The 17,409-nt window shown below is 66.6% G+C and carries 22 protein-coding genes; 6 read left to right on the forward strand and 16 right to left on the reverse strand.

The features are described from left to right. The first annotated feature begins 8 nt into the window (after nucleotides 1-8). Entirely contained in the window at nucleotides 9-764 is a 756-nt protein-coding gene (locus M9917_RS13875; protein ID WP_297254459.1) for an SOS response-associated peptidase, read from the forward strand. Nucleotides 765-1,024: 260 nt separating this feature from the next. Here M9917_RS13875 and M9917_RS13880 read toward each other — a convergent pair whose 3' ends face one another. From M9917_RS13880 to M9917_RS13935, 12 genes are all read right to left on the reverse strand, one after another. After that, nucleotides 1,025-1,423 (reverse strand): hypothetical protein, encoded by a 399-nt coding sequence (locus M9917_RS13880; protein WP_297254460.1) that lies wholly within the window; start codon nucleotides 1,421-1,423, stop codon nucleotides 1,025-1,027. Next, a complete protein-coding gene (locus M9917_RS13885; protein ID WP_297254461.1) occupies nucleotides 1,413-1,631 on the reverse strand; it encodes a hypothetical protein in 219 nt (72 codons plus the stop codon). Before M9917_RS13885 ends, M9917_RS13880 begins: the two co-directional genes overlap by 11 nt. After that, entirely contained in the window at nucleotides 1,624-1,914 is a 291-nt protein-coding gene (locus M9917_RS13890) for a hypothetical protein (RefSeq protein WP_297254462.1), read from the reverse strand. Before M9917_RS13890 ends, M9917_RS13885 begins: the two co-directional genes overlap by 8 nt. 307 nt (nucleotides 1,915-2,221) lie before the next feature. Beyond that, nucleotides 2,222-2,962 (reverse strand): hypothetical protein, encoded by a 741-nt coding sequence (locus M9917_RS13895; protein WP_297254463.1) that lies wholly within the window; start codon nucleotides 2,960-2,962, stop codon nucleotides 2,222-2,224. After that, on the reverse strand, nucleotides 2,962-3,330 hold the full coding sequence (locus M9917_RS13900; protein ID WP_297254464.1) for a hypothetical protein: 369 nt from the start codon (nucleotides 3,328-3,330) through the stop codon (nucleotides 2,962-2,964). The genes M9917_RS13895 and M9917_RS13900 overlap by 1 nt, the downstream gene beginning before the upstream one ends. After that, nucleotides 3,320-3,814: a hypothetical protein gene (locus M9917_RS13905; protein ID WP_297254465.1), complete on the reverse strand. Its 495-nt coding sequence runs from the start codon at nucleotides 3,812-3,814 to the stop codon at nucleotides 3,320-3,322. Before M9917_RS13905 ends, M9917_RS13900 begins: the two co-directional genes overlap by 11 nt. Continuing rightward, nucleotides 3,798-4,133: a hypothetical protein gene (locus M9917_RS13910; RefSeq protein WP_297254466.1), complete on the reverse strand. Its 336-nt coding sequence runs from the start codon at nucleotides 4,131-4,133 to the stop codon at nucleotides 3,798-3,800. Before M9917_RS13910 ends, M9917_RS13905 begins: the two co-directional genes overlap by 17 nt. After that, a complete protein-coding gene (locus tag M9917_RS13915; protein ID WP_297254467.1) occupies nucleotides 4,130-4,618 on the reverse strand; it encodes an endonuclease VII domain-containing protein in 489 nt (162 codons plus the stop codon). The genes M9917_RS13910 and M9917_RS13915 overlap by 4 nt, the downstream gene beginning before the upstream one ends. Continuing rightward, nucleotides 4,615-5,625 (reverse strand): DNA cytosine methyltransferase, encoded by a 1,011-nt coding sequence (locus tag M9917_RS13920; protein ID WP_297254468.1) that lies wholly within the window; start codon nucleotides 5,623-5,625, stop codon nucleotides 4,615-4,617. Before M9917_RS13920 ends, M9917_RS13915 begins: the two co-directional genes overlap by 4 nt. Then, on the reverse strand, nucleotides 5,622-6,053 hold the full coding sequence (locus tag M9917_RS13925) for a hypothetical protein (RefSeq protein ID WP_297254469.1): 432 nt from the start codon (nucleotides 6,051-6,053) through the stop codon (nucleotides 5,622-5,624). The genes M9917_RS13920 and M9917_RS13925 overlap by 4 nt, the downstream gene beginning before the upstream one ends. Further along, the gene (locus M9917_RS13930) at nucleotides 6,046-6,297 is read right to left on the reverse strand and encodes a hypothetical protein (protein WP_297254470.1); all 252 of its coding nucleotides are present in this window, start codon (nucleotides 6,295-6,297) and stop codon (nucleotides 6,046-6,048) included. Before M9917_RS13930 ends, M9917_RS13925 begins: the two co-directional genes overlap by 8 nt. A 503-nt stretch (nucleotides 6,298-6,800) precedes the next feature. Then, nucleotides 6,801-7,130: an RcnB family protein gene (locus tag M9917_RS13935; protein WP_297254471.1), complete on the reverse strand. Its 330-nt coding sequence runs from the start codon at nucleotides 7,128-7,130 to the stop codon at nucleotides 6,801-6,803. Between the two features lie 236 nt (nucleotides 7,131-7,366). Between M9917_RS13935 and M9917_RS13940 the strand changes: the two genes are divergently transcribed. Beyond that, nucleotides 7,367-7,624, forward strand: coding sequence for a hypothetical protein (locus M9917_RS13940; protein WP_297254472.1), 258 nt, complete (start codon nucleotides 7,367-7,369; stop codon nucleotides 7,622-7,624). Between the two features lie 7 nt (nucleotides 7,625-7,631). Here M9917_RS13940 and M9917_RS13945 read toward each other — a convergent pair whose 3' ends face one another. Continuing rightward, nucleotides 7,632-9,020, reverse strand: a complete 1,389-nt coding sequence (locus M9917_RS13945) for a M20 family metallopeptidase (protein ID WP_297254473.1) — start codon at nucleotides 9,018-9,020, stop codon at nucleotides 7,632-7,634. Nucleotides 9,021-9,126: 106 nt separating this feature from the next. Between M9917_RS13945 and M9917_RS13950 the strand changes: the two genes are divergently transcribed. Further along, nucleotides 9,127-10,530, forward strand: coding sequence for an SNF2-related protein (locus M9917_RS13950; RefSeq protein WP_297254474.1), 1,404 nt, complete (start codon nucleotides 9,127-9,129; stop codon nucleotides 10,528-10,530). Nucleotides 10,531-10,535: 5 nt separating this feature from the next. Here M9917_RS13950 and M9917_RS13955 read toward each other — a convergent pair whose 3' ends face one another. After that, a complete protein-coding gene (locus M9917_RS13955; protein ID WP_297254475.1) occupies nucleotides 10,536-10,694 on the reverse strand; it encodes a hypothetical protein in 159 nt (52 codons plus the stop codon). Nucleotides 10,695-10,848: 154 nt separating this feature from the next. On the opposite strand from M9917_RS13955, the gene M9917_RS13960 reads away from it, so the two are divergent. After that, nucleotides 10,849-11,589 (forward strand): alpha/beta fold hydrolase, encoded by a 741-nt coding sequence (locus M9917_RS13960; protein WP_297254476.1) that lies wholly within the window; start codon nucleotides 10,849-10,851, stop codon nucleotides 11,587-11,589. A gap of 7 nt (nucleotides 11,590-11,596) precedes the next feature. On the opposite strand, the gene puuE is transcribed toward M9917_RS13960, so the two are convergent. Then, nucleotides 11,597-13,021 carry an allantoinase PuuE gene (puuE, locus tag M9917_RS13965; protein ID WP_297254477.1) on the reverse strand — a complete coding sequence of 475 codons (1,425 nt, stop codon included), beginning with the start codon at nucleotides 13,019-13,021 and terminating at the stop codon, nucleotides 11,597-11,599. Between the two features lie 68 nt (nucleotides 13,022-13,089). Continuing rightward, complete coding sequence (uraH, locus tag M9917_RS13970) at nucleotides 13,090-13,443, reverse strand: hydroxyisourate hydrolase (RefSeq protein ID WP_297254478.1); 354 nt, start codon at nucleotides 13,441-13,443, stop codon at nucleotides 13,090-13,092. 70 nt (nucleotides 13,444-13,513) lie between these two features. On the opposite strand from uraH, the gene M9917_RS13975 reads away from it, so the two are divergent. Further along, a complete protein-coding gene (locus M9917_RS13975) occupies nucleotides 13,514-14,749 on the forward strand; it encodes a urate hydroxylase PuuD (RefSeq protein ID WP_297254479.1) in 1,236 nt (411 codons plus the stop codon). 173 nt (nucleotides 14,750-14,922) lie between these two features. Then, nucleotides 14,923-17,403, forward strand: coding sequence for a hypothetical protein (locus M9917_RS13980; protein ID WP_297254873.1), 2,481 nt, complete (start codon nucleotides 14,923-14,925; stop codon nucleotides 17,401-17,403). The last annotated feature ends 6 nt before the right edge of the window (nucleotides 17,404-17,409 follow it).

Consider the following 17,409-nt stretch of genomic DNA (forward strand, 5'->3'; position numbering starts at 1 on the left):
CTCCAGCCATGTGCAATCTCTACAGCCACACCCGGAACGTCGAGGCGATGCGCAAGCTCTTCGCCAAGTTCAACGATGCCGGCGTGAACGTGCCGCCGCTGCCAGGCATCTTCCCGGACTATTCTGCGCCGATCGTGCGGAATGACGAGGGCGGCCCACGGCTGGCGATGACCCGTTGGGGCATGCCGTCATCGAAGAAGGCGCTGCTCGACGCTGCAACGAAGCGAGCGGAGAAGCTCAGGGCGAAGAACAAGCCGGTCGATTTCGATCTGCTGCTTCGCATGGAGCCAGACGGCGGCACAACCAACGTCCGCAATACGTCGAGCTCGCACTGGAAGCGGTGGCTCGGGGTCGAAAGCCGATGCCTCGTGCCGTTCAACTCATTCTCGGAATTCAACCGCGACGCCGGCGGCGACATCTGGTTCGCGTTCTGGGAAGACCGGCCAACGGCGTTCTTCGCTGGCATCTGGGCGCGCCAGTGGACCAGCGTGCGGAAGATCAAGACCGGAGAGGAAACGATCGACCTCTACGCCTTCCTGACGACCGATCCGAATGCCGAGGTCGGGGCCATCCACCCGAAGGCCATGCCGGTAATTCTGACGACGCAAGAGGAATGCGAGACCTGGATGACCGCGCCATGGGAGCAGGCGAGGGGACTGCAGCGGCCGCTACCCGATGGCTCGCTCGATATCGTCGCTCGCGGCGTGAAGAAGGATGGCGACAGCAACGAAGAGGACCGACCGGCGCAAGCCTCTCTGCTTTAGCCAAACAGCGCAGACCAGAGCTTCCGAGCTTGGCCGAAGAACACGGCCCACCAGATGACCGCGCCGGCTACCATCGGGATCAGCAGCCACCAGCGGGCTATGAACGACCGGCGTTGCTCACTCACTTGAGCATTCCGTGACTTCGCCGTTCGAGACCTTGTGCGATTGGCAACGGGCTTGTTCTCGGGAGCAACCCGACGCCACCAGCACCAGAGCCATGAAGGCCGCTGCAAGCTGGATGGAGGGGTGGCGGAACATGGTCACTCCTCCGCCCGTATGGCTGCGGCACGTCGAGCAAGCGTCGCTTCGGTTGAGGCGATAGCTTCCGAGAAGTCGTATTCGCTGGCAACTCCGGGCAGGGCGCAAGCCATCGTCATGGCGACGTGAGCTTTTCTGATCGTGGCGTGAAGCTGGTCGACCCGCTCCCTCTCCGCAGCGAGCGCGGCTTCTGCGGCTAGGGCGCGGTCACGCCAGTGGTCGACGAAGGCGGTCAAATCTGCGCCTACCCCCGGCGTCTCGGCAGGGGCGCCCGGGAGCGCACTGATGTAGGCAACGATTGCTCGAGACAGCCGCTGACGATCTGGCTGCCCCTGCGTCTGTTCTGAATATGCGGTCATCGCCGCATCGAGCGCGTTCGCGTTCACCATCTCACCGGTCATGGGTGGCCTCGTCGAGGGCGCGGAGTCCGACTTCGGTGATGAAGTGGCGGGTCATGCCAAACGTCGGTTTCTCCGCCCGCAGGTGTCCGCCCGTCAAAAGGCGGTCCAGCGTCACCTTGGCAAACCCAGCAGGGCGATACTTCGAGCCATCGTTCTCCGCGAAATAGCGAAGCAACTCTCTCTGAGCCTTCGTCATCTTCTCAGCCATGCTCTGCCTCCGGGGGATTTTTAGAGTGTGCATCCGCGAGTGCTACAGGTCGGCTCTCCAGAGCCGGCGCCGCGTCGAGCATTGCGGCGTAGACCGAGGCGGCTCCGCACCATGCGCCATCAGCGCTGGCTTCAAAGGCATCGTAAGCGGCATCAACGGCGTCCATCATCGCCTTGGTCGGCTTGATTGGGACGATCTTTGATGTCGGGGCGGCAGCAAGCAGATAGGCTTTGACTGCCGCCAGGATCATCGGCGCGATCGTCTCGCGGTTGCGATCGCTCATCCTCGGCTCGTTCCTGCGTCCATACATGGTGCAGCGAGCCTCATCGTAGGCAGCGACGGCGCGGGCCAGTGCTTCCGAGTTCATGGCTATCGATGCCCATGTTGGCCGTACTTCTGACGGCGGGTCGCCCATGCGCGGGCTCGGATGTCGCGGGTTTCGTCAGCGGGCTTGGGAGCCGGCCTCTTGCGGGTTGGAAACGGAGGCCCATCGTCCAGTCCGGTATTGTCGGACCGATGATCGTGAGCCCACGTCAGGAGCCCGCCGCAAAACTCACAAGGTTCTGGCCGAACCTCGCGGATGCCACCTATCATTCCCCAACCCTCCCGGCAGAGGTGGACTGAGACAGGGCGGCGATGATCCGTTGCGCAAGATCGCAAGACGAACGGCGGCGCTGGTGGAAATCCTCGACATGGCCTCGCGTCGGGATTGGCTGCTCAATTGCCCAAATCTCAGGGTCAATAATCGTGGCCACTCGCTCCACCACATCCCCGCCCGCAGGCGAGGAGGCGGGCTTGGCGAGGGCGAAGCCAGCAGCCGCAAATGTGCGCAGAGCGCCTTTCTCGCAGTCGGTGGCTTCGATCAGGACTTGCGGCTCCGGGTGCCATTCATTCGAGCCGAAGAATACACGATGCGGGATGAACGTGCGTTCAGCCGTCTCGCCGCGCCAATTCGTGTAGCGCGCCGTGATCGCCTCGCCCCCGGCCTCAGACACGGGCGTCGCGGCCGGGGAGAGGGAGGCCGTAGCGGCAAGCATATTCTCGTGAAGCTCTTGGGCGTTCACTGCGGGAAACTGCGATAGGAAATTGCGACGCCGCTTCTCCGCGTCATGAGCCGACTGCCCCAGACTTACGCCCGTTGCCGGGCCTACCGCCCCGAGTTCGGCGCCCCGCGATTGTCGCAGGGCATCCGGCAGAGATGCATAGGGGTCGGCTTCGTCGAGCTTGCGGATCGTTACCCAACCAGCCTGAGTAAGATGGGCAAGCCAGCCATCGAAGCGACCGCCGATCATGACGCCTTGATCTACGCCTGTAAGGATGATGCGATCCATCACGCTGCCCTCCGCACAGGAACGACATTCCGAACGATTGCGCCCGTGCCGTTGGTAGGCTCACCCTGATCCAAGAAGGCGAACGCGCGGCCCCATTCGCCATCATACCCAAGGAACTCAAAGGTCCAGCCGACCACCGCCACCGCAACCACCCCGCCGCTCGCAGGGGCTGGGGCGGAGGCGAGGCTGTCGTACCACTCGACGATCTTGCAGACTTCAACGACATCGATACGGATGCTGCCGAGCGTCTTGCGGGCGTACGGGCGAAGATCGTCCATGATGCGCAGCACCGCCTCATCGCGCGTGGGGGTGGTCATGAGTTCTCCGATCGTGTTGGGTTCTCCTGGGAAATCGGCTTCACGGCGCATCGGCCCCATCCTCCCGGCTGCCAGAAACGAGGGCGGCGCGAAGGTTCTTCACGGCTTCATGAGTTGCGGCCTGACTGACATAGAGCCGTTCGGCCCAGTCGCCGTCGTGACAGTTGAAGCCCGTCATTGCGGCCTCAACGATGATGCCGCGAACCAGCACAAGCGCTGTCAGCCCGTCCTCCGCCCCTTTCCGCAGTGAGGAGAGGTCGGTGTCGGCAGGATTTGTGTGCGCATCCGCGAGCACGGCAGGGCCGTTCTCCAGAGCCGGAGCAGGGTCGAACTCGGCGGCGCCGTTGAGCGCGCTCGCAACCCATTCAGCGATGCGGACGCTCGTCTTCTTGTGAAGCTCGGGCGTGAACTTGAAGTTCGGCGGGATGACGCTCAGCAAGGAAAGCTGGCAGATGGTCATGCCGCTCTCGGCGTGGAGGGTGACCGACGAGCCGACGACGCTGCTGTACGGGACGACCTTAGCGGTGATTTTCATCGAAATCTTCCTCGTCGAGTTCAACGTTGACGGGCTCCCGATCATCCAGAATGTTGCCGGCGAACCGGTCCGGGTCTGAGCACCCGGCGCGGATCATCATGAGCGCCACGCCGTATCGGTCGGAGAGCTTCTTCAACCTCTCGATTTCGGCGTCTTTTCGGTCGTTTTCGTCCCTCGCCTCCGACAAGGAGAGGGACTGAGACGAGAGGGCGTCTAGGAGTGCTGTGATGTCGCGAGTGATCTCCCCGGCAAAGCTGTAAAGCCCGCCGCGCTGAAGCTCTTTCTGGACGCGCTCGATCAGGTCAGAGTGGTCGGTCATGGGACGCTCCCTTCGACATCGAGGAAGGCGCCGATCACTTCCGCCGCGACTTGCGGGCCAACTAGGTATCGAACGGCTATGAGCAGCTTTTTCGGGTCGTCCTTGATCGCCCCGAGCATGTGGTTGCATCCGCGGCAGAGAAGGCCTCGAACCGATCCAGTGCTGTGGCAATGGTCGACGTGAAAGACGCCCTTGAACTGCTCTGCCTCAGGGGCCGCGCAGATCGCACACGCGCCGCCCTGGCTCGCCAACAGGCGATCATAGTCGGCCAGCGAAACGCCGTACTTCCGCTTGAGATGACGCTCGCGCGTCTCGGCCTTGGCGGCTTGATACCGCCTCGTTTCGTAGCCGGGGTTCGAGGTCCGCCAATGTTTAGTGTCTGCTGTCGAGCAGGTCTTGCACTTCGACTTCGGCTTACCGCGCCTGCGGTCGGTCCAGAATTCTGAGAGCGGCTTCTGGAAGCCGCATTTCCCGCACGTCTTCATGCGCAAGCATCCATGTAAGCGCCTATGATTTCCGCCGCGAGCGGAGGGACGATGGCATTGCCGTAGGCGCGCAGCTTTCCCACTCGGGCGGGAACCCCATGAGCCAGCAGACGAATGCCGGGTTCAACGCGCCGGGCTTTTCCGTCTGCTCCGGAGAGCCAGCCAGAGCGTGACCACGTATCGAAACCAGCCCCGCTGAATTGCCGGCCTCGTTCTGACCGTTCCGCGCTGGCGCAAGGCTGGTCGGCGTGGACCAGAGCGCTATCGTCATCGGCAGCGTCTTGCCCTTGGGGTTCGCCGCCCACTTCGCATGGAACTCCGGCGATGCGCTCTCGCTGCGCCAATCGCGAGCCGACGGCGTCGGCCACATCGTGGCGCCGAATCTCACCGCCTCGGTCAGATAGAGCGGCACGCTGTTCTGGTTCGCGTTGCTCTTCCGAAAGGCCGCACACTTCTCCAGCGTCGCGTCGGATCGATCGCGATTGACCGCCGTCGCGGTCGGCCACAAACCACAGTCGATCTCTCCGATGGGGCGCATTGACGGCACAAGCCGGGACAACGGACGCCCCGCAGGCGTAACCGATGGCTTCCAGGTCAGAATGCACTCCGTCGAGCCAATCCTTTCCAACCGCTGCCGCAACCTGCTCTCCCATGACGACGGGAGGCTTGCAGGCTCGGATGAGTTCGAAGAGGACGGGCCAGAGGTGGCGTTCGTCGGCTTGGCCTTCCTGCTTGCCGGCGACACTGAAGGGCTGGCAGGGGCAGCTTCCAGTCCAGAGCGGCTTGTCGTCAGCCCACCCTGCAAGACGCGCAGCGTAGCTCCATCCGCCGATGCCGGCGAAGAAGTGGCACTGTGCGTATCCTTCCAGGTCGGAAGGTCGAACATCGACAATTGAGCGCTCGTCAACGTCGCCTGGCGCAATGTGGCCTCCCGCAATCAGGTTGCGGAGCCACTGCGCCGCGTAGGGATCGATTTCGTTGTAGTAGGCGCGCGCTTCCCCCCTCATGACCTCTCCCTCCCTTCAGAGAGGGGGTTTAGGGTGGCATCCGCGCGATTCCGGCCAGAAATCTCAGGATGTTCAGGCAGCGGCATCCATTCGAGCGGGACGATGTCGGAGTGGAAAACGTTGCCGCTCGCCCACTTCCACACACCGTCAAGGACCATGGCCTCGCCAACCCAGCCGCCAGTCGTCGCGACCAGAAACCATTCGTCCTCGGGGACCGTGCTGAGTGGCTGCCAGCCGGTCGCCGCGAGCACAAACTCGACAATGTCGCGAGCCTTGTCGTCGTGCCGGCGCCGCATCGACGGTGTCATGAAATCCCGGTCATCGCCCGACATGTTCGGGTTGCCGCGCCAGCCCGCCGCCATCAAACGGCTGGCCTGATCGATCACGGCATCGAGGCCCCGCCCCTTCGTGCTTGCCCGCTCAGACATGGGGGGAGGCCTTGGCGCGGGCGCGGAGCATCGCGTCCGAAACCCTGTAGGAATGCTCCGCGACGTGGTCGACGAACTCGACGCCGAAGTTGTCGCCTCGGCAGGTGTCGAGAAGCCGAGACATTGCCTGCCCAGCGAACCAGTCGCGAAGAGACATGCCGGGCTCTGTCAGCCAATCGGAGTTGTGCGCGACGTTCCCAAGCATCGGGAACGCCGGCCCGCCGTCTTCGATCCGCTCACCCATGGCGAGGGGCCTGGGTGGTGAAGGAAACCTTGATGCCTCGACGAGGGCAGAGCGGGCGCTGACAAGTCTGCTCACTGGTCGGCGGGCAGATGCATCCAATAGGTCTTGGCGAGGGCCAGATGCCGGGGGCCTCGGACTCTATTGGCCCAAGGTCACGCTCTGGTTCAACCCACCGGCCGCCGCGCCGCTCAACCCCCCGCATTTTGCACGGGCAGTAAGGCTCGCCATTCTGCGGCCCGATGCAGTTACAGGCGTGGAAAGTCGATGCGCCTGAGACGCTAAATTGGTTTGCAGAACGGCTGTAAGTGCTTGTTTTGTGGTCCATGGCTTTTCCCTCGGTTTGCGGGAAAAGCGTTTGAAATCAACGCTGAAAGGTGCCTCTTAATCAGCGGGTCGTAGGTTCGAGCCCTACATCACCCACCACGGTTTTCCAGGACATCGCCGGATAGGCACTTCGCCGGAGCGGGCGGCGGGCGCCTTGCGCGCCGCCGCCCGTCCATGCCTCAGCGGGCCGCGGCGAGCGCCGCGATCATGCCGGTTATGCTGTTGATCAGGATGAACTGGTTGTCGACGCGCACCCAGCGCTGGCCGGGGCCGGGCGCCCGCAGATGATGGCGACGATAATCGCTGACGTAGCTGCGGCGGTATTGCGAGGGCAGGGCATGCCCGCGCGCCCAGCGATGCTTCTTCATGACCGGGGCCTTCTGCGGAGCCATGTGCTTCTGCATATGAACCGGGCCGCGATGCGGATTGTAATAGGTCTGCGCGAAAGATGAGACCGGAGCAATAAGAATAGAAGCGCCGATGATGCCGGCGGTGAGCAATTTATTCATGTGTAATCTCCTTTCGTCTTGATAGGGCGATCATGGCGTCCGGAATATAAACATGGGGTGAACGGACGGATTAAATCTCTGTAATGTCCCTGTCAGCTACCAATTCGGCAGGGCGCCGCGCTTTCGGATGGGTTGTTCTTTCTGTCAGGTCATGCGCCGCCTTTACCGTCAGGCGCGGCCGCCTTGCGAACCTTCGGCGCGGTGGGGCGTTGCCCGTTGAGGAGGTTCACCTGCTCATGACGATGGTCACGCCCGCATGGCACGCCGGCCCCGGCAACGCGCCGGCCGTTCCCGATCCGCCGCCCGAGGCGCCGCCTCTCACCCCCGGCGAGGTGCCGCCGGCTCCGCCGGTCGAATCGCCGCCGCAGGAGGTGCCGCCAGGCATTCCGACAGATCCGCCGCCGGAGCTGCCGCCGAACGCCCCGCCGGAGGCACCGCCCGCGACCCCGGTCGACCTGCCTCCGGATCGCGCTCCGCGCCAGCCGCAGGAATAGCCTTGGATCAGACGGGTGGCGCGTCGCCCGCGCCGATGTCCCAGTAGAGCCCGGCCATGGCGGTGAGCCCCTCACGGGCGATCGCTGTCGGCAGGTGCTCGTCCGGCGCGTGCTGCTGGCAACCCGGATAGGAATGGGGCACCCAGATCGTGCGCAGCTTCAAGATCTCGGCGAAGATGTCGTTGGGCAGCGAGCCGCCGAGATTGGGCAGCAGGGCCGGCTTCTTGCCGGTGCTTCTCGCGATCGAGCCGATCGTGAAGCGGACCCAGGCGTCGTCGGGATCGAGCCTCGTCGCGCCGAAGCGCTCGGTGCCGGGTGTCGCGATCTCGACCATGGGAAAGCCGTGGCGGTCGAGATGGCGGCGCAGCGCCGGGATCACGTCATGCGCGTCGATGCCGACGACGAAGCGCAGGCCGCAACGGGCCCAGGCGCTCGGCGGCACCGCGTTGACCGGTGTCTCGGGCACGCCCGCCTTCATCGCCAGCACGTCGAAGGAGCACCAGCCGAAGACCTGCTCGGCAGGCGACAGGCCGGGCTCGCCCCAGCCCGGATCGATCGTCGGGCCGTCGGGGCCGCCGTCGACCTCGCAATCGGCCAGCGCCCGGCGCACGGCGTCGGGCAATGCCTTCGGCACCCATTCATGGATGCGGATCCGGCCGGTGGGGGAGGTGATCGAGGCGATGGCATGGGCGAGCTGGATCGCCGGGTCGCAGAGCAGGCCGCCCCAGTTGCCGGAATGGTGCCCGCCCTCGCGTGCCGTGATCGTGAGGTCGAAGGTGATGACGCCGCGCGCGCCGAGGAAGACGGTCGGCCGCTGCGCATTGAGGCGCGGCCCGTCGGAGGCGATCAGGATATCGGCCTCGAGCAGCCCGGCTTCCTCCTCGCAGAGCTCGCGCAGGCCGGGCGAGCCCGATTCCTCGCCCATCTCGATCAGGTATTTGGCGTTGAAGCCGAGCCGGCCACGGGTTTCGAGCACGGCCTTGAGGCCGCTCAGGTTGATCAGGTGCTGGCCCTTGTTGTCGACCGTGCCACGGCCGTACCAGCGGCCGTCGCGCTCGACGAGCGTCCAGGGCGAAAGGCCCTCGCTCCATTGCGCGTCGAGGCCGCGGATGACGTCGCCATGGCCGTAGCCGAGGATGGTAGGCCAAGCCGGGTCCTCGATGCGCTCAGCGTAGAGGAAGGGGCCCTTCGCCTTGGGATGGGTCAGGATGCGGCAGGAAAAGCCGAGCGATTCGAAGAGCGGGCGCATCTCGCGCTCGAGATAGTCGGGAAGAATGGGCGCGCGGTCGGGGTTCTGGCTTTCGGTCGGCATCGCGACGAGGCGTGCGAGGTCGTTCTTCATCCGGCCCGAATCGAAATAAGCCTGTGCTGTCGCGATCGCCTGGGCGCGGGTCATGTCTCGTGCTCTCCCGGATTCATCCCGGCACAGTGGCGGGCGACGCGCGATTATGCCAGTGCCGGGAGGCCGGGCGCGCCATGCTTTCCGGGAAAGGCGGCAGGCCATGATCCTGATTCCCCATCCGCATCAGCTGATCGCGCGTGACGCCATCCTCGCCGCGCGGGCCAGGGCTAAGGCCGGCTTCCTGCTCGGGGACCTGACCGGGCTCGGCAAGACGCTCTCGGCCTGGCTCGCGCTCTCGGCGATGCCGGAGGAGGAGATGCTGGTGATCTGCCCCAAGGGGGCGATCCCGCAATGGCGGCGGACCATGGCGCTGTCGGGCCTGCCGGCCAAGCGCGTGACGCTGATGAATTTCGAGAAGACCAAATCGCTGCTCGCGCCGCCCGCCGACAGCAGGAAGCGCTCGGCGCGGGCGAAGAACAACGAGCTCGCCAGGCTCGGCACGCCGAAACGGATCTGGCCGCTCGTCGTGATCGACGAGGCGCACCGCATCCGCAATCCCAATTCGCAGCAGGGGCTGGTCTGCCGGCAGATGGCAAAGGCTGCCGCCTTCACCATCTATATGAGCGCCACCGCCGGGCAATCGCCGCACGAGTTGTCCTATCTCGCCCCGCTGCTGGCGAAGGCCGCAGGGATGCCGAGCGCCGATCTCGACGGGTTCCGCGCGCTGATGAAGCGGCTGAAGATCGGCAAGGCCAAGGGCCGCTGGAAGAACTGGAGCTGGGAGCCGAACGAGGCCGACCGCAAGGCGATGGCCGATCTGCTCTATCGCGGCGCGAACGCCATCGGCCTGCGCCGGCGGCCGGAGGAGATCGCCGGCTGGCCGGAGGTGCAGCGCGAGCTCGCGCCGGTCGCGCTGGATAGCGCGTCACGCCGGCTCTACGACGCGACCTGGCGCGAATTCCGCAAGGAGCTCGGGCTTGCAGGCGGCTCGACGCGCAAGCCGCAAGGCTGGGCCGCCGATCTGCGTTTCCGGCAGAAGGCGAGCCTGCTGCGCATTCCCGGCACCGCCGATTTCTGCGAGGACCTGCTCGGCAATGACGAGCAGGTGGCGATCTCGGTCGCCTTCCTCGAGACCAGCGCCATGCTGGCCGAGACGCTGCGTGGGCGCGGCTGGCGCGTGGCCGAGATCAACGGCGAGCGTTCGGGCGCGCAGAACGAGGAGACGCGCATCGCCTTCCAGACGGGCAGGCTCGATGCGGTGATCTTCACCGTCACCGAGTCGATCTCGCTGCATCGCGGCGAGATGCCGGGCGGCGAGCGCGAGCGGGCGCTCGTCATCCACGACATGCGCCACAGCGCGATCCAGCTCCAGCAGATCGAGGGCCGCTGCCACCGCGACGGCCAGCACGCGACGATCTTCTACGCCTATGCCGAGGACACGGTGGAGGAGGCGATCGCCGGGACCGTGATCCAGCGCATGGCGGCGATGGAGGGGCTGGCCGGCGACGACACACGCATGCTGGAGGCGATCGCGGGGATCGTCGAGGGGCGGGCGGCGGCATGAGGCGTTTACTCGCGGGCGCGCTGGCCGAGCTCCCGCGCTCCTTCGACCGACGAGCCGGTCAGCCGGACGATGCTGTTCCAGGCGTCGCGCGTATAGGCGCCCTGGTGGACGATGGCGTCGTAGCCGACGATCAGCACGATGATGATCAGAAGCAGGCGGAACACGAACAACTCCTCCGCGAAACGCTCATCAACGCCCGGCTTCGGTGACCGGTTCCCTTCCGCCGTCGTGAAATGAAGCATGGGGCACATCGGCCCTTGTCGGCGACTGCGAAACCGCGATGATGCCCTTGGGGAAGAATCGGCTCTGGAGACGACGATGAGGCTGGCGGCTTCGGTTCTTGGCGCTTTCCTTGGTCTGGCCTCGCTCGCGGCGTCCGCATCGGCGATGGAGCTCAAGGGAACGACCGTCATCCTCATCCACGGCAAGGCGGGCGGGCAGGGGCCGTTGCAGCCGCTCGCGGCCGCGCTCAAGGCGGAAGGCGCCAATGTCGTGCTGCCGCTGATGTCCTGGAGGTCGGGCTACCGGACCTATGAGCAGACCCTGGGCGAGGTTCAGGCCGCCGTGCAGCGCGCCCGCGCCGCAGATGCTGCGCGGGTCGTTCTGATGGGCCACAGCCTCGGCGCCAACATCTCGATGGGCTATGCGGCGCGCAGCGGCGGCGTCGCCGCCGTGGTGGCCCTGGCGCCGGGGCACCGGCCGGCTTTCATCGTCTCGCTGACGCAGGACAGCCTCGACCGGGCCAAGGCGATGGTCGCCGCCGGCCGCGGCGGGGAGAAAGCCAGCTTTCTCGATTTCAACCAGGGCCGCGTCTTCCCGGTGACGACGACGGCCGAGGCCTATGTCAGCTTCTTCGACCCGTCCGGCCCGGCCGCCAGCGCCGCGCAGGGAAACGGCGTCGGCGGGCCCTTGCTCTGGGTGATCGGGACGGGGGACAAGCCCGCGATGAACGATCGCGCGCCCTATTCGCGCGGAACGCGCATTCAGGTCTCCGCCGGGCACCCGGATACGCCGCGCGTCGCCGTCCGGCAGGTGATCGACTGGCTGCGGGCGCAATAGGGCCGGCTCAGCCGGCCGGCAGCAGCTCCTTCAGCCGCAGCAGGGCGATCCTTTCGACCTGCGCCAGGGCGGTGTCGAATTCCTGCGCGGGCGTGTTCTTCAGCCGCGCCTCGAAGGCGGCGAGGATGTCGGCCTTGCTCGCCCCCTTCACCGCCATGATGAAGGGGATGCCGAAGCGGGCCTTGTAGGCGTCGTTCAGGGCGGTGAAGCGGACGCGCTCGTCGCCCGTGAGGTGGTCGAGCCCGGCGGAAGCCTGCTCGCGCGTCGATTCCGGCGTCAGCTCGCCCGCGGCCGCGAGCTTGCCGGCGAGATCGGGATGGGCCGTGAGCAGCGCCATGCGCTGCTCGAGCGAGCCTTTGCGCATGGCGGTGGCCATAGCCGCGTGAAGCCCTTCGGCGCTGTCATGCTCGGCGCCGATTCCGGCATCATGGGCAGCCTCGGCGATCCAGGGCGAGTGCTCCCAGACGCGGCCGAAGACCTCGGTGAAAAGGGCCTTCGGCAGCCTGGAGGGGATGTAGCCGCCTGCGGGAGGGTGCGTCCTGATCCAGTGGCGGGCGATGTCGAGCCTCGTCGCCACCCAGACCCTGTCGTGCCCCTTCACGTAATCGAGGAAGCGGGCGAGGGCGGCGGCGCGGCCCGGCCGCCCGACGAGCCGGCAATGCAGCCCGACCGACATCATCTTCGGCGCGGTCTCGCCTTCGGCATAGAGCGTGTCGAACGAATCCTTCAGATAGGCGAAGAACTGGTCGCCGGCGTTGAAGCCCTGCGGCGTGGCGAAGCGCATGTCGTTGGCGTCGAGTGTATAGGGCACGGCGAGCTGCGGCCCCTTCGGTCCCTTCAGCCAATAGGGCAGGTCGTCGGCATAGACGTCGGCCGTGTAGAGGAAGCCGCCTTCCTCCATCGTCAGGGGAATCGTGTTCTCGGAGGTGCGCCCCTGATAGCAGCCGAGCGGACGCGCGCCGGTCAGCTCCGCCTGGATGCGGATGGCTTCCAGGATATCGGCGCGTTCGCGCTCCTTCGGCACGTCGCGGTAGTCGATCCATTTCAGGCCGTGGGTGGCGATCTCCCAGCCGGCCTCCTGCATCGATCCGACGATCTCGGGGTAGCGCGCCAGCGCGCTGGCGACCGCGAAGACGGTGACCGGCAGGTTTCGCTCGGTGAACATCCGCCAGAGCCGCCAATAGCCGGCGCGGGAGCCGTATTCGTAGAGCGACTCCATGTTCATATGGCGCTGGCCCGGCCAGGGTTGGGCGCCGACGATCTCGGAGAGGAAGGCTTCGGAGGCGGCGTCGCCATGCAGGATGCAGTTCTCGCCGCCCTCCTCGTAATTGATGACGAACTGGACGGCGATGCGGGCCCCGCCCGGCCAATGCGGGTGGGGGGCGTGGCGGCCATAGCCCTGAAGGTCGCGGGGATAGGCGGTCGTGGTCATCGGGTGCACGCTCGCAAACTGATTCAGGTCGTGATGCTAAGCCGCTATCGTCGAAAGGAAAACGCCGCTCAGCTGCCTCGATAGGTCGTGTAGCCATAGGGCGAGGCCAAGAGCGGCACGTGATAATGGAGCGTCGTATCGGACAGGCCGAAGCGCACCGTCACGATGTCGAGGAAGGCAGGCTCCGGCAGCGCGACGCCGCGCTCGCGGAAATAGGCGCCGATCGCGAAATCGATCTCGTAGATGCCCGGCCGGGTCGCGTCGGGCGCCATGAGCGGCGCCTCGGTGCGTCCATCCGCATTGGTGACGGCCTGGACAAGCGTCTGCGGTCCCTGCGGGCCGATGCGGCGCAGCGAAACCGCGACGCCGGCGGCGGGCAGCCCGCCATGGGTGTCGAGGATATGGGTGGTCAGCCCGGCCATTTTGTCCCTCGTAAGTGGATTGCGCGCTTCGGTTCGCTATTCTAGGCCGAATCGGGGGCAGCGGAACGCCATGCTCGAAGCCTATCTGATGGAATGGGGCGCGATGATGCTGCGCTGGCTCCATGTCGTCACGGCGATCGCCTGGATCGGGGCCTCGTTCTTCTTCATCCATCTCGACGCCTCGCTGAAGCCGGCGCAGGACATTCCCCCCGGCACCGGCGGGCGCGCCTGGCAGGTGCATGGCGGCGGCTTCTACGAGATGCGCAAATACATGGTCGCGCCCGCCGTGATGCCGGCCGAGCTGACCTGGCACAAATGGCAGAGCTACTGGACCTGGATCTCCGGCTTCTTCCTCCTGGTCTGGGTCTATTACGCCCAGTCGGAGCTCTATCTGATCGACCCGGCGGTGATGCAGCTCTCCCCCTTCGCGGCGGGTGCCATCGGCATCGCGGCGCTGGCCGGCGGCTGGCTGATCTACGACTGGATGTGCAGGTCGCCGCTCGGGAAGCATGACGTCTGGCTGGGGCTCGTCGGCTTCGGCTATGTCGTCGCGGCGAGCTTCGCTTTCGCCAACGTGTTCTCGGGACGCGGCGCGCTGATCCACACCGGCGCGCTGATGGCGACGATCATGACCGCCAACGTCTTCTTCAACATCATGCCGGGGCAGCGGAAGGTGATCGCGGCGCTCGCCGCCGGTGAGACGCCGGATCCGAAATACGGCAAGGCCGCCAAGCAGCGCTCGACGCACAACAACTACATCACCCTGCCGGTGCTGTTCCTGATGCTGTCGAACCATTATCCGGTGACCTATGCCGATGCGGGCGCGATCCCGCTGCTGGTGGCGCTGGTGATCGTGGCCGGGGCGCTGATCCGGCATTTCTTCAATGTCCGACATGCGGACCATGCGAAATCGCCCTGGTGGTGCTGGGCGGTGGCGGTGCTGGCGCTCTGGCTCGCCTTCTGGGTGGCGATGTCGTCCTCGCCGGGCGGGCGCGAGCGGCTCGGCCTGAAGCCGCGCGAGCCGGGCCGGCCCGTCCTCGCGGCGGGGACGGCGCTGCCGCCGGCGGAGGTTTCGGATATCGTCACCGGGCGCTGTGCGATGTGCCATGCGCCGGAGCCGTCCTGGCCGGGCATCCAGATTGCGCCGAAGGGCGTGCTGCTGCACGAGCCGGAAGAGATCGCCCGCCATGCCCGCGCCATCCGGACGCAAGCGGTGATGACCCATGCGATGCCGCCGAACAACCTCTCCGGCATGACGCCGGCCGAGCGGAAGGTGCTGGCGGGTTGGCTCGCCGCGGCGCGCTGAGGCGCTTTCTTTCCGCTTTTTTCGGCGTGCCCCCGCTTGCGTTCACGCTCGCGTGATCCGTTCAGATTCGGTTCAGCTATGCGGTCGCATGGTCCCCGCCGCCGACAGGCCGGAGGCTGGATCCCAGAGCGGGGCCGTCCGTGCCGAGGACCTTGGGGGTCCGCTTGAGACGCGTGGATGCAAGGGGCGCCGGATATCTGCTGGCGGCTGTCGGTTTCGCCGTGGCATGGGGCATCCTGTGCTGGCCCTGGCTATCGGGGGCGGTGACGATTCCGTTCGATGCGAAGGCGCATTTCCAGGCGCAGGTGCAGTTCCTCGCCAATGCGATCCATACCGGCCAGTCGCCCTTCTGGAACCACAACGTCTTCGCCGGCTCGCCGCAGATCGCCGATCCGCAATCGCTGATCTTCTCGCCCGCGATCCTGCTCGCGCTCCTCTCGCCGGCGCCGAGCTTCCGCGAGGTCGATGCCTATGTGCTGGCGCATCTGCTCGCCGGGGGGCTCGCCCTCATCCTGTTCTTCCGCGATCGCGGCTGGCATCCGGCCGGTGGGCTGATGGCGGCGCTGGTCTTCGCCTTCGGCGCCTCGGCGGCCTGGCGGGTGCAGCATGTCGGGCAGATCGCGAGCTATGCCTTCTTCGCCATCGCCTTCTGGCTGACGGCGCGGATGCTGCAGCGCTCCTCCACCCTGACTGGCGCCTTTGCGGGCCTTGCCGCCGGCATGATGGTGCTGGAGCCGGACCAGGTCGCGCTCCTGGGCTCCTATGTGCTCGTCGCCATGGTCGTGGCGCACTGGATCTCCGGCGGCCGGGCCGCCTTCCGGGCGAGCCTCATGCCGGTTGTGGCCGCGAGCGTGGTCGGGATCGCGATCATCGCCCTGCCGCTGCTCTGGACCTGGCTCTTCGCCGAGGCGACGACGCGGCCGGAGATCGATTTCGCGTTCGCGGCGCGCGGCTCGCTGCATCCGGTCTCGCTGCTCTCCGCCTTCATCGGCGACCTGTTCGGCGCCAGGGACCCGGCCGTCGAATTCTGGGGGCCCTATGGCGATCCGCAGGTGCTCTACCTGTCGCAGAACATGGCGCAGGTCTATGTCGGGGCGCTGCCGCTGCTGCTGCTGCTGGCGCCGGGGCTGACGCGCGGCTGGCTCTGGGACCGCTCGGTGCGCCTGCTGACGCTGCTGTTCGTCCTGATGGTGCTGTTCGCGCTCGGTCGCTTCACGCCGCTGTTCCATCTCGCCTATGAGTATCTGCCCGGCGTCAAGCAGTTCCGCCGGCCGGCCGACGCCACCTTCCTGATCGGCGCGCTGGCGGCGGTGCTCTCCGGCTATGTGCTGCACCGCATCCTGACGGCGCAGCCCGGCACCTGCTTCCGCCGCGATCTTATGATCGGGGCGGGACTGGTTCTCGGCATGTTCGGTCTCGCGCTTACGGTCTCGCGCGGCTTCGGCCATCTCGCCGACGCCTGGAAGCCGGCCGGCACGGCGCTCGGCTGGTTCGCGGTCGCAGGCGGGGCGTTCTTCATCCTCCAGCGCCGGCGCGGCGCGCTCGGGACGGTGGCCGCGGCCGTGCTGGTCACAGGCGTCGTCGCCGCCGATCTCGCCGCCAACAACGGCCCCAACGAATCGACCGCGCTGCCGCCGCAGATGTACGACGTGCTCGAGCCCGGCACCAAGAACGACACCATCGCGCTCCTGAAGCAGCTGACCGCCCAGCCCCAGGGCTCGCCGCGCCGCGACCGGGTCGAGCTGCTCGGCATGGGCTTCGAATGGCCGAATGCCGGCATGGTCCACGGCTTCGACCATACGCTGGGCTACAACCCCTTGCGTCTCGAGGATTTCTCGGAGGCCGTGGGCACGGGCGACGGTATCGCCAGGCCCGCCGACCGCAAGTTCACGCCGCTCTTCCCGTCCTATCGCTGCCGGCTCGCGAACCTGCTGGGCTTGCGCTACATCGCCTCGCCGGTCCCGATCGGGCAGGTCGACCACGCGCTCGGCGAGGGTGACCTCACCCTGATCGCCCGGACGAAGCAGGGCTATATCTACGAGAACCCGCGGGCGCTGCCGCGTGTGCAGTTCGTCGGCGGCTGGCAGTCCGCCGATTTCGAGAGCATGAAGCTGTCCGGCCACTGGCCGCAGACCGACCCGACCCAGATCGTGCTGCTCGATGCCGAGCCGCCTGTCGTGACGCCGGAGGGACCGGTCGCGGTCGAGGCCACGGTCAGGCTGACGCGCTATCGCAATGCGGAGGTCGAGATCGAGGTCACGACGCCGGCCCCGGGCTTCGTCGTGCTCAACGATATCTGGCATCCCTGGTGGACGGCCGAGGTCGACGGCACCGAGGCCGAGATCCTCAGGGCCAATGTGCTGTTCCGCGCCGTTCAGGTGTCGGCCGGCACGCATAAGGTGCGCTTCAGCTTCCAGCCGCTCAAGGGGGCGATCGCCGAGCTCAAGGAGCGGATCGAGCCGGAGGAGCCGGAGGACACCCTGCCGCTGCCGCCGCGCCACCACGGGCCGCGGATCGTCGCCGCGCCGGGCGAGGGGCCGGTGCTCTCCGGGCCGTCGCAGGCCGTGCGCAACTCGCTCGGCCTCGGCGCGGGCCAGCCGGCGCGCAATGGCACCGCCGCCGCGCATGTGCAGGGCGACGCGATGGCGTATTGAGCGCGA

Origin of the sequence: Bosea sp. (in: a-proteobacteria), assembly GCF_023953965.1 — a bacterium.
Lineage (GTDB): Bacteria > Pseudomonadota > Alphaproteobacteria > Rhizobiales > Beijerinckiaceae > Allobosea.

Coding starts and splice junctions, on each gene's coding strand:
- M9917_RS13875 (WP_297254459.1), top strand. CDS start 9: ATGTGCAATCTCTACAGCCACACCCGGAACGTCGAGGCGATGCGCAAG.
- M9917_RS13880 (WP_297254460.1), bottom strand. CDS start 1,423: ATGACCGGTGAGATGGTGAACGCGAACGCGCTCGATGCGGCGATGACC.
- M9917_RS13885 (WP_297254461.1), bottom strand. CDS start 1,631: ATGGCTGAGAAGATGACGAAGGCTCAGAGAGAGTTGCTTCGCTATTTC.
- M9917_RS13890 (WP_297254462.1), bottom strand. CDS start 1,914: ATGAGCGATCGCAACCGCGAGACGATCGCGCCGATGATCCTGGCGGCA.
- M9917_RS13895 (WP_297254463.1), bottom strand. CDS start 2,962: ATGGATCGCATCATCCTTACAGGCGTAGATCAAGGCGTCATGATCGGC.
- M9917_RS13900 (WP_297254464.1), bottom strand. CDS start 3,330: ATGCGCCGTGAAGCCGATTTCCCAGGAGAACCCAACACGATCGGAGAA.
- M9917_RS13905 (WP_297254465.1), bottom strand. CDS start 3,814: ATGAAAATCACCGCTAAGGTCGTCCCGTACAGCAGCGTCGTCGGCTCG.
- M9917_RS13910 (WP_297254466.1), bottom strand. CDS start 4,133: ATGACCGACCACTCTGACCTGATCGAGCGCGTCCAGAAAGAGCTTCAG.
- M9917_RS13915 (WP_297254467.1), bottom strand. CDS start 4,618: ATGAAGACGTGCGGGAAATGCGGCTTCCAGAAGCCGCTCTCAGAATTC.
- M9917_RS13920 (WP_297254468.1), bottom strand. CDS start 5,625: ATGAGGGGGGAAGCGCGCGCCTACTACAACGAAATCGATCCCTACGCG.
- M9917_RS13925 (WP_297254469.1), bottom strand. CDS start 6,053: ATGTCTGAGCGGGCAAGCACGAAGGGGCGGGGCCTCGATGCCGTGATC.
- M9917_RS13930 (WP_297254470.1), bottom strand. CDS start 6,297: ATGGGTGAGCGGATCGAAGACGGCGGGCCGGCGTTCCCGATGCTTGGG.
- M9917_RS13935 (WP_297254471.1), bottom strand. CDS start 7,130: ATGAATAAATTGCTCACCGCCGGCATCATCGGCGCTTCTATTCTTATT.
- M9917_RS13940 (WP_297254472.1), top strand. CDS start 7,367: ATGACGATGGTCACGCCCGCATGGCACGCCGGCCCCGGCAACGCGCCG.
- M9917_RS13945 (WP_297254473.1), bottom strand. CDS start 9,020: ATGACCCGCGCCCAGGCGATCGCGACAGCACAGGCTTATTTCGATTCG.
- M9917_RS13950 (WP_297254474.1), top strand. CDS start 9,127: ATGATCCTGATTCCCCATCCGCATCAGCTGATCGCGCGTGACGCCATC.
- M9917_RS13960 (WP_297254476.1), top strand. CDS start 10,849: ATGAGGCTGGCGGCTTCGGTTCTTGGCGCTTTCCTTGGTCTGGCCTCG.
- puuE (WP_297254477.1), bottom strand. CDS start 13,021: ATGACCACGACCGCCTATCCCCGCGACCTTCAGGGCTATGGCCGCCAC.
- uraH (WP_297254478.1), bottom strand. CDS start 13,443: ATGGCCGGGCTGACCACCCATATCCTCGACACCCATGGCGGGCTGCCC.
- M9917_RS13975 (WP_297254479.1), top strand. CDS start 13,514: ATGCTCGAAGCCTATCTGATGGAATGGGGCGCGATGATGCTGCGCTGG.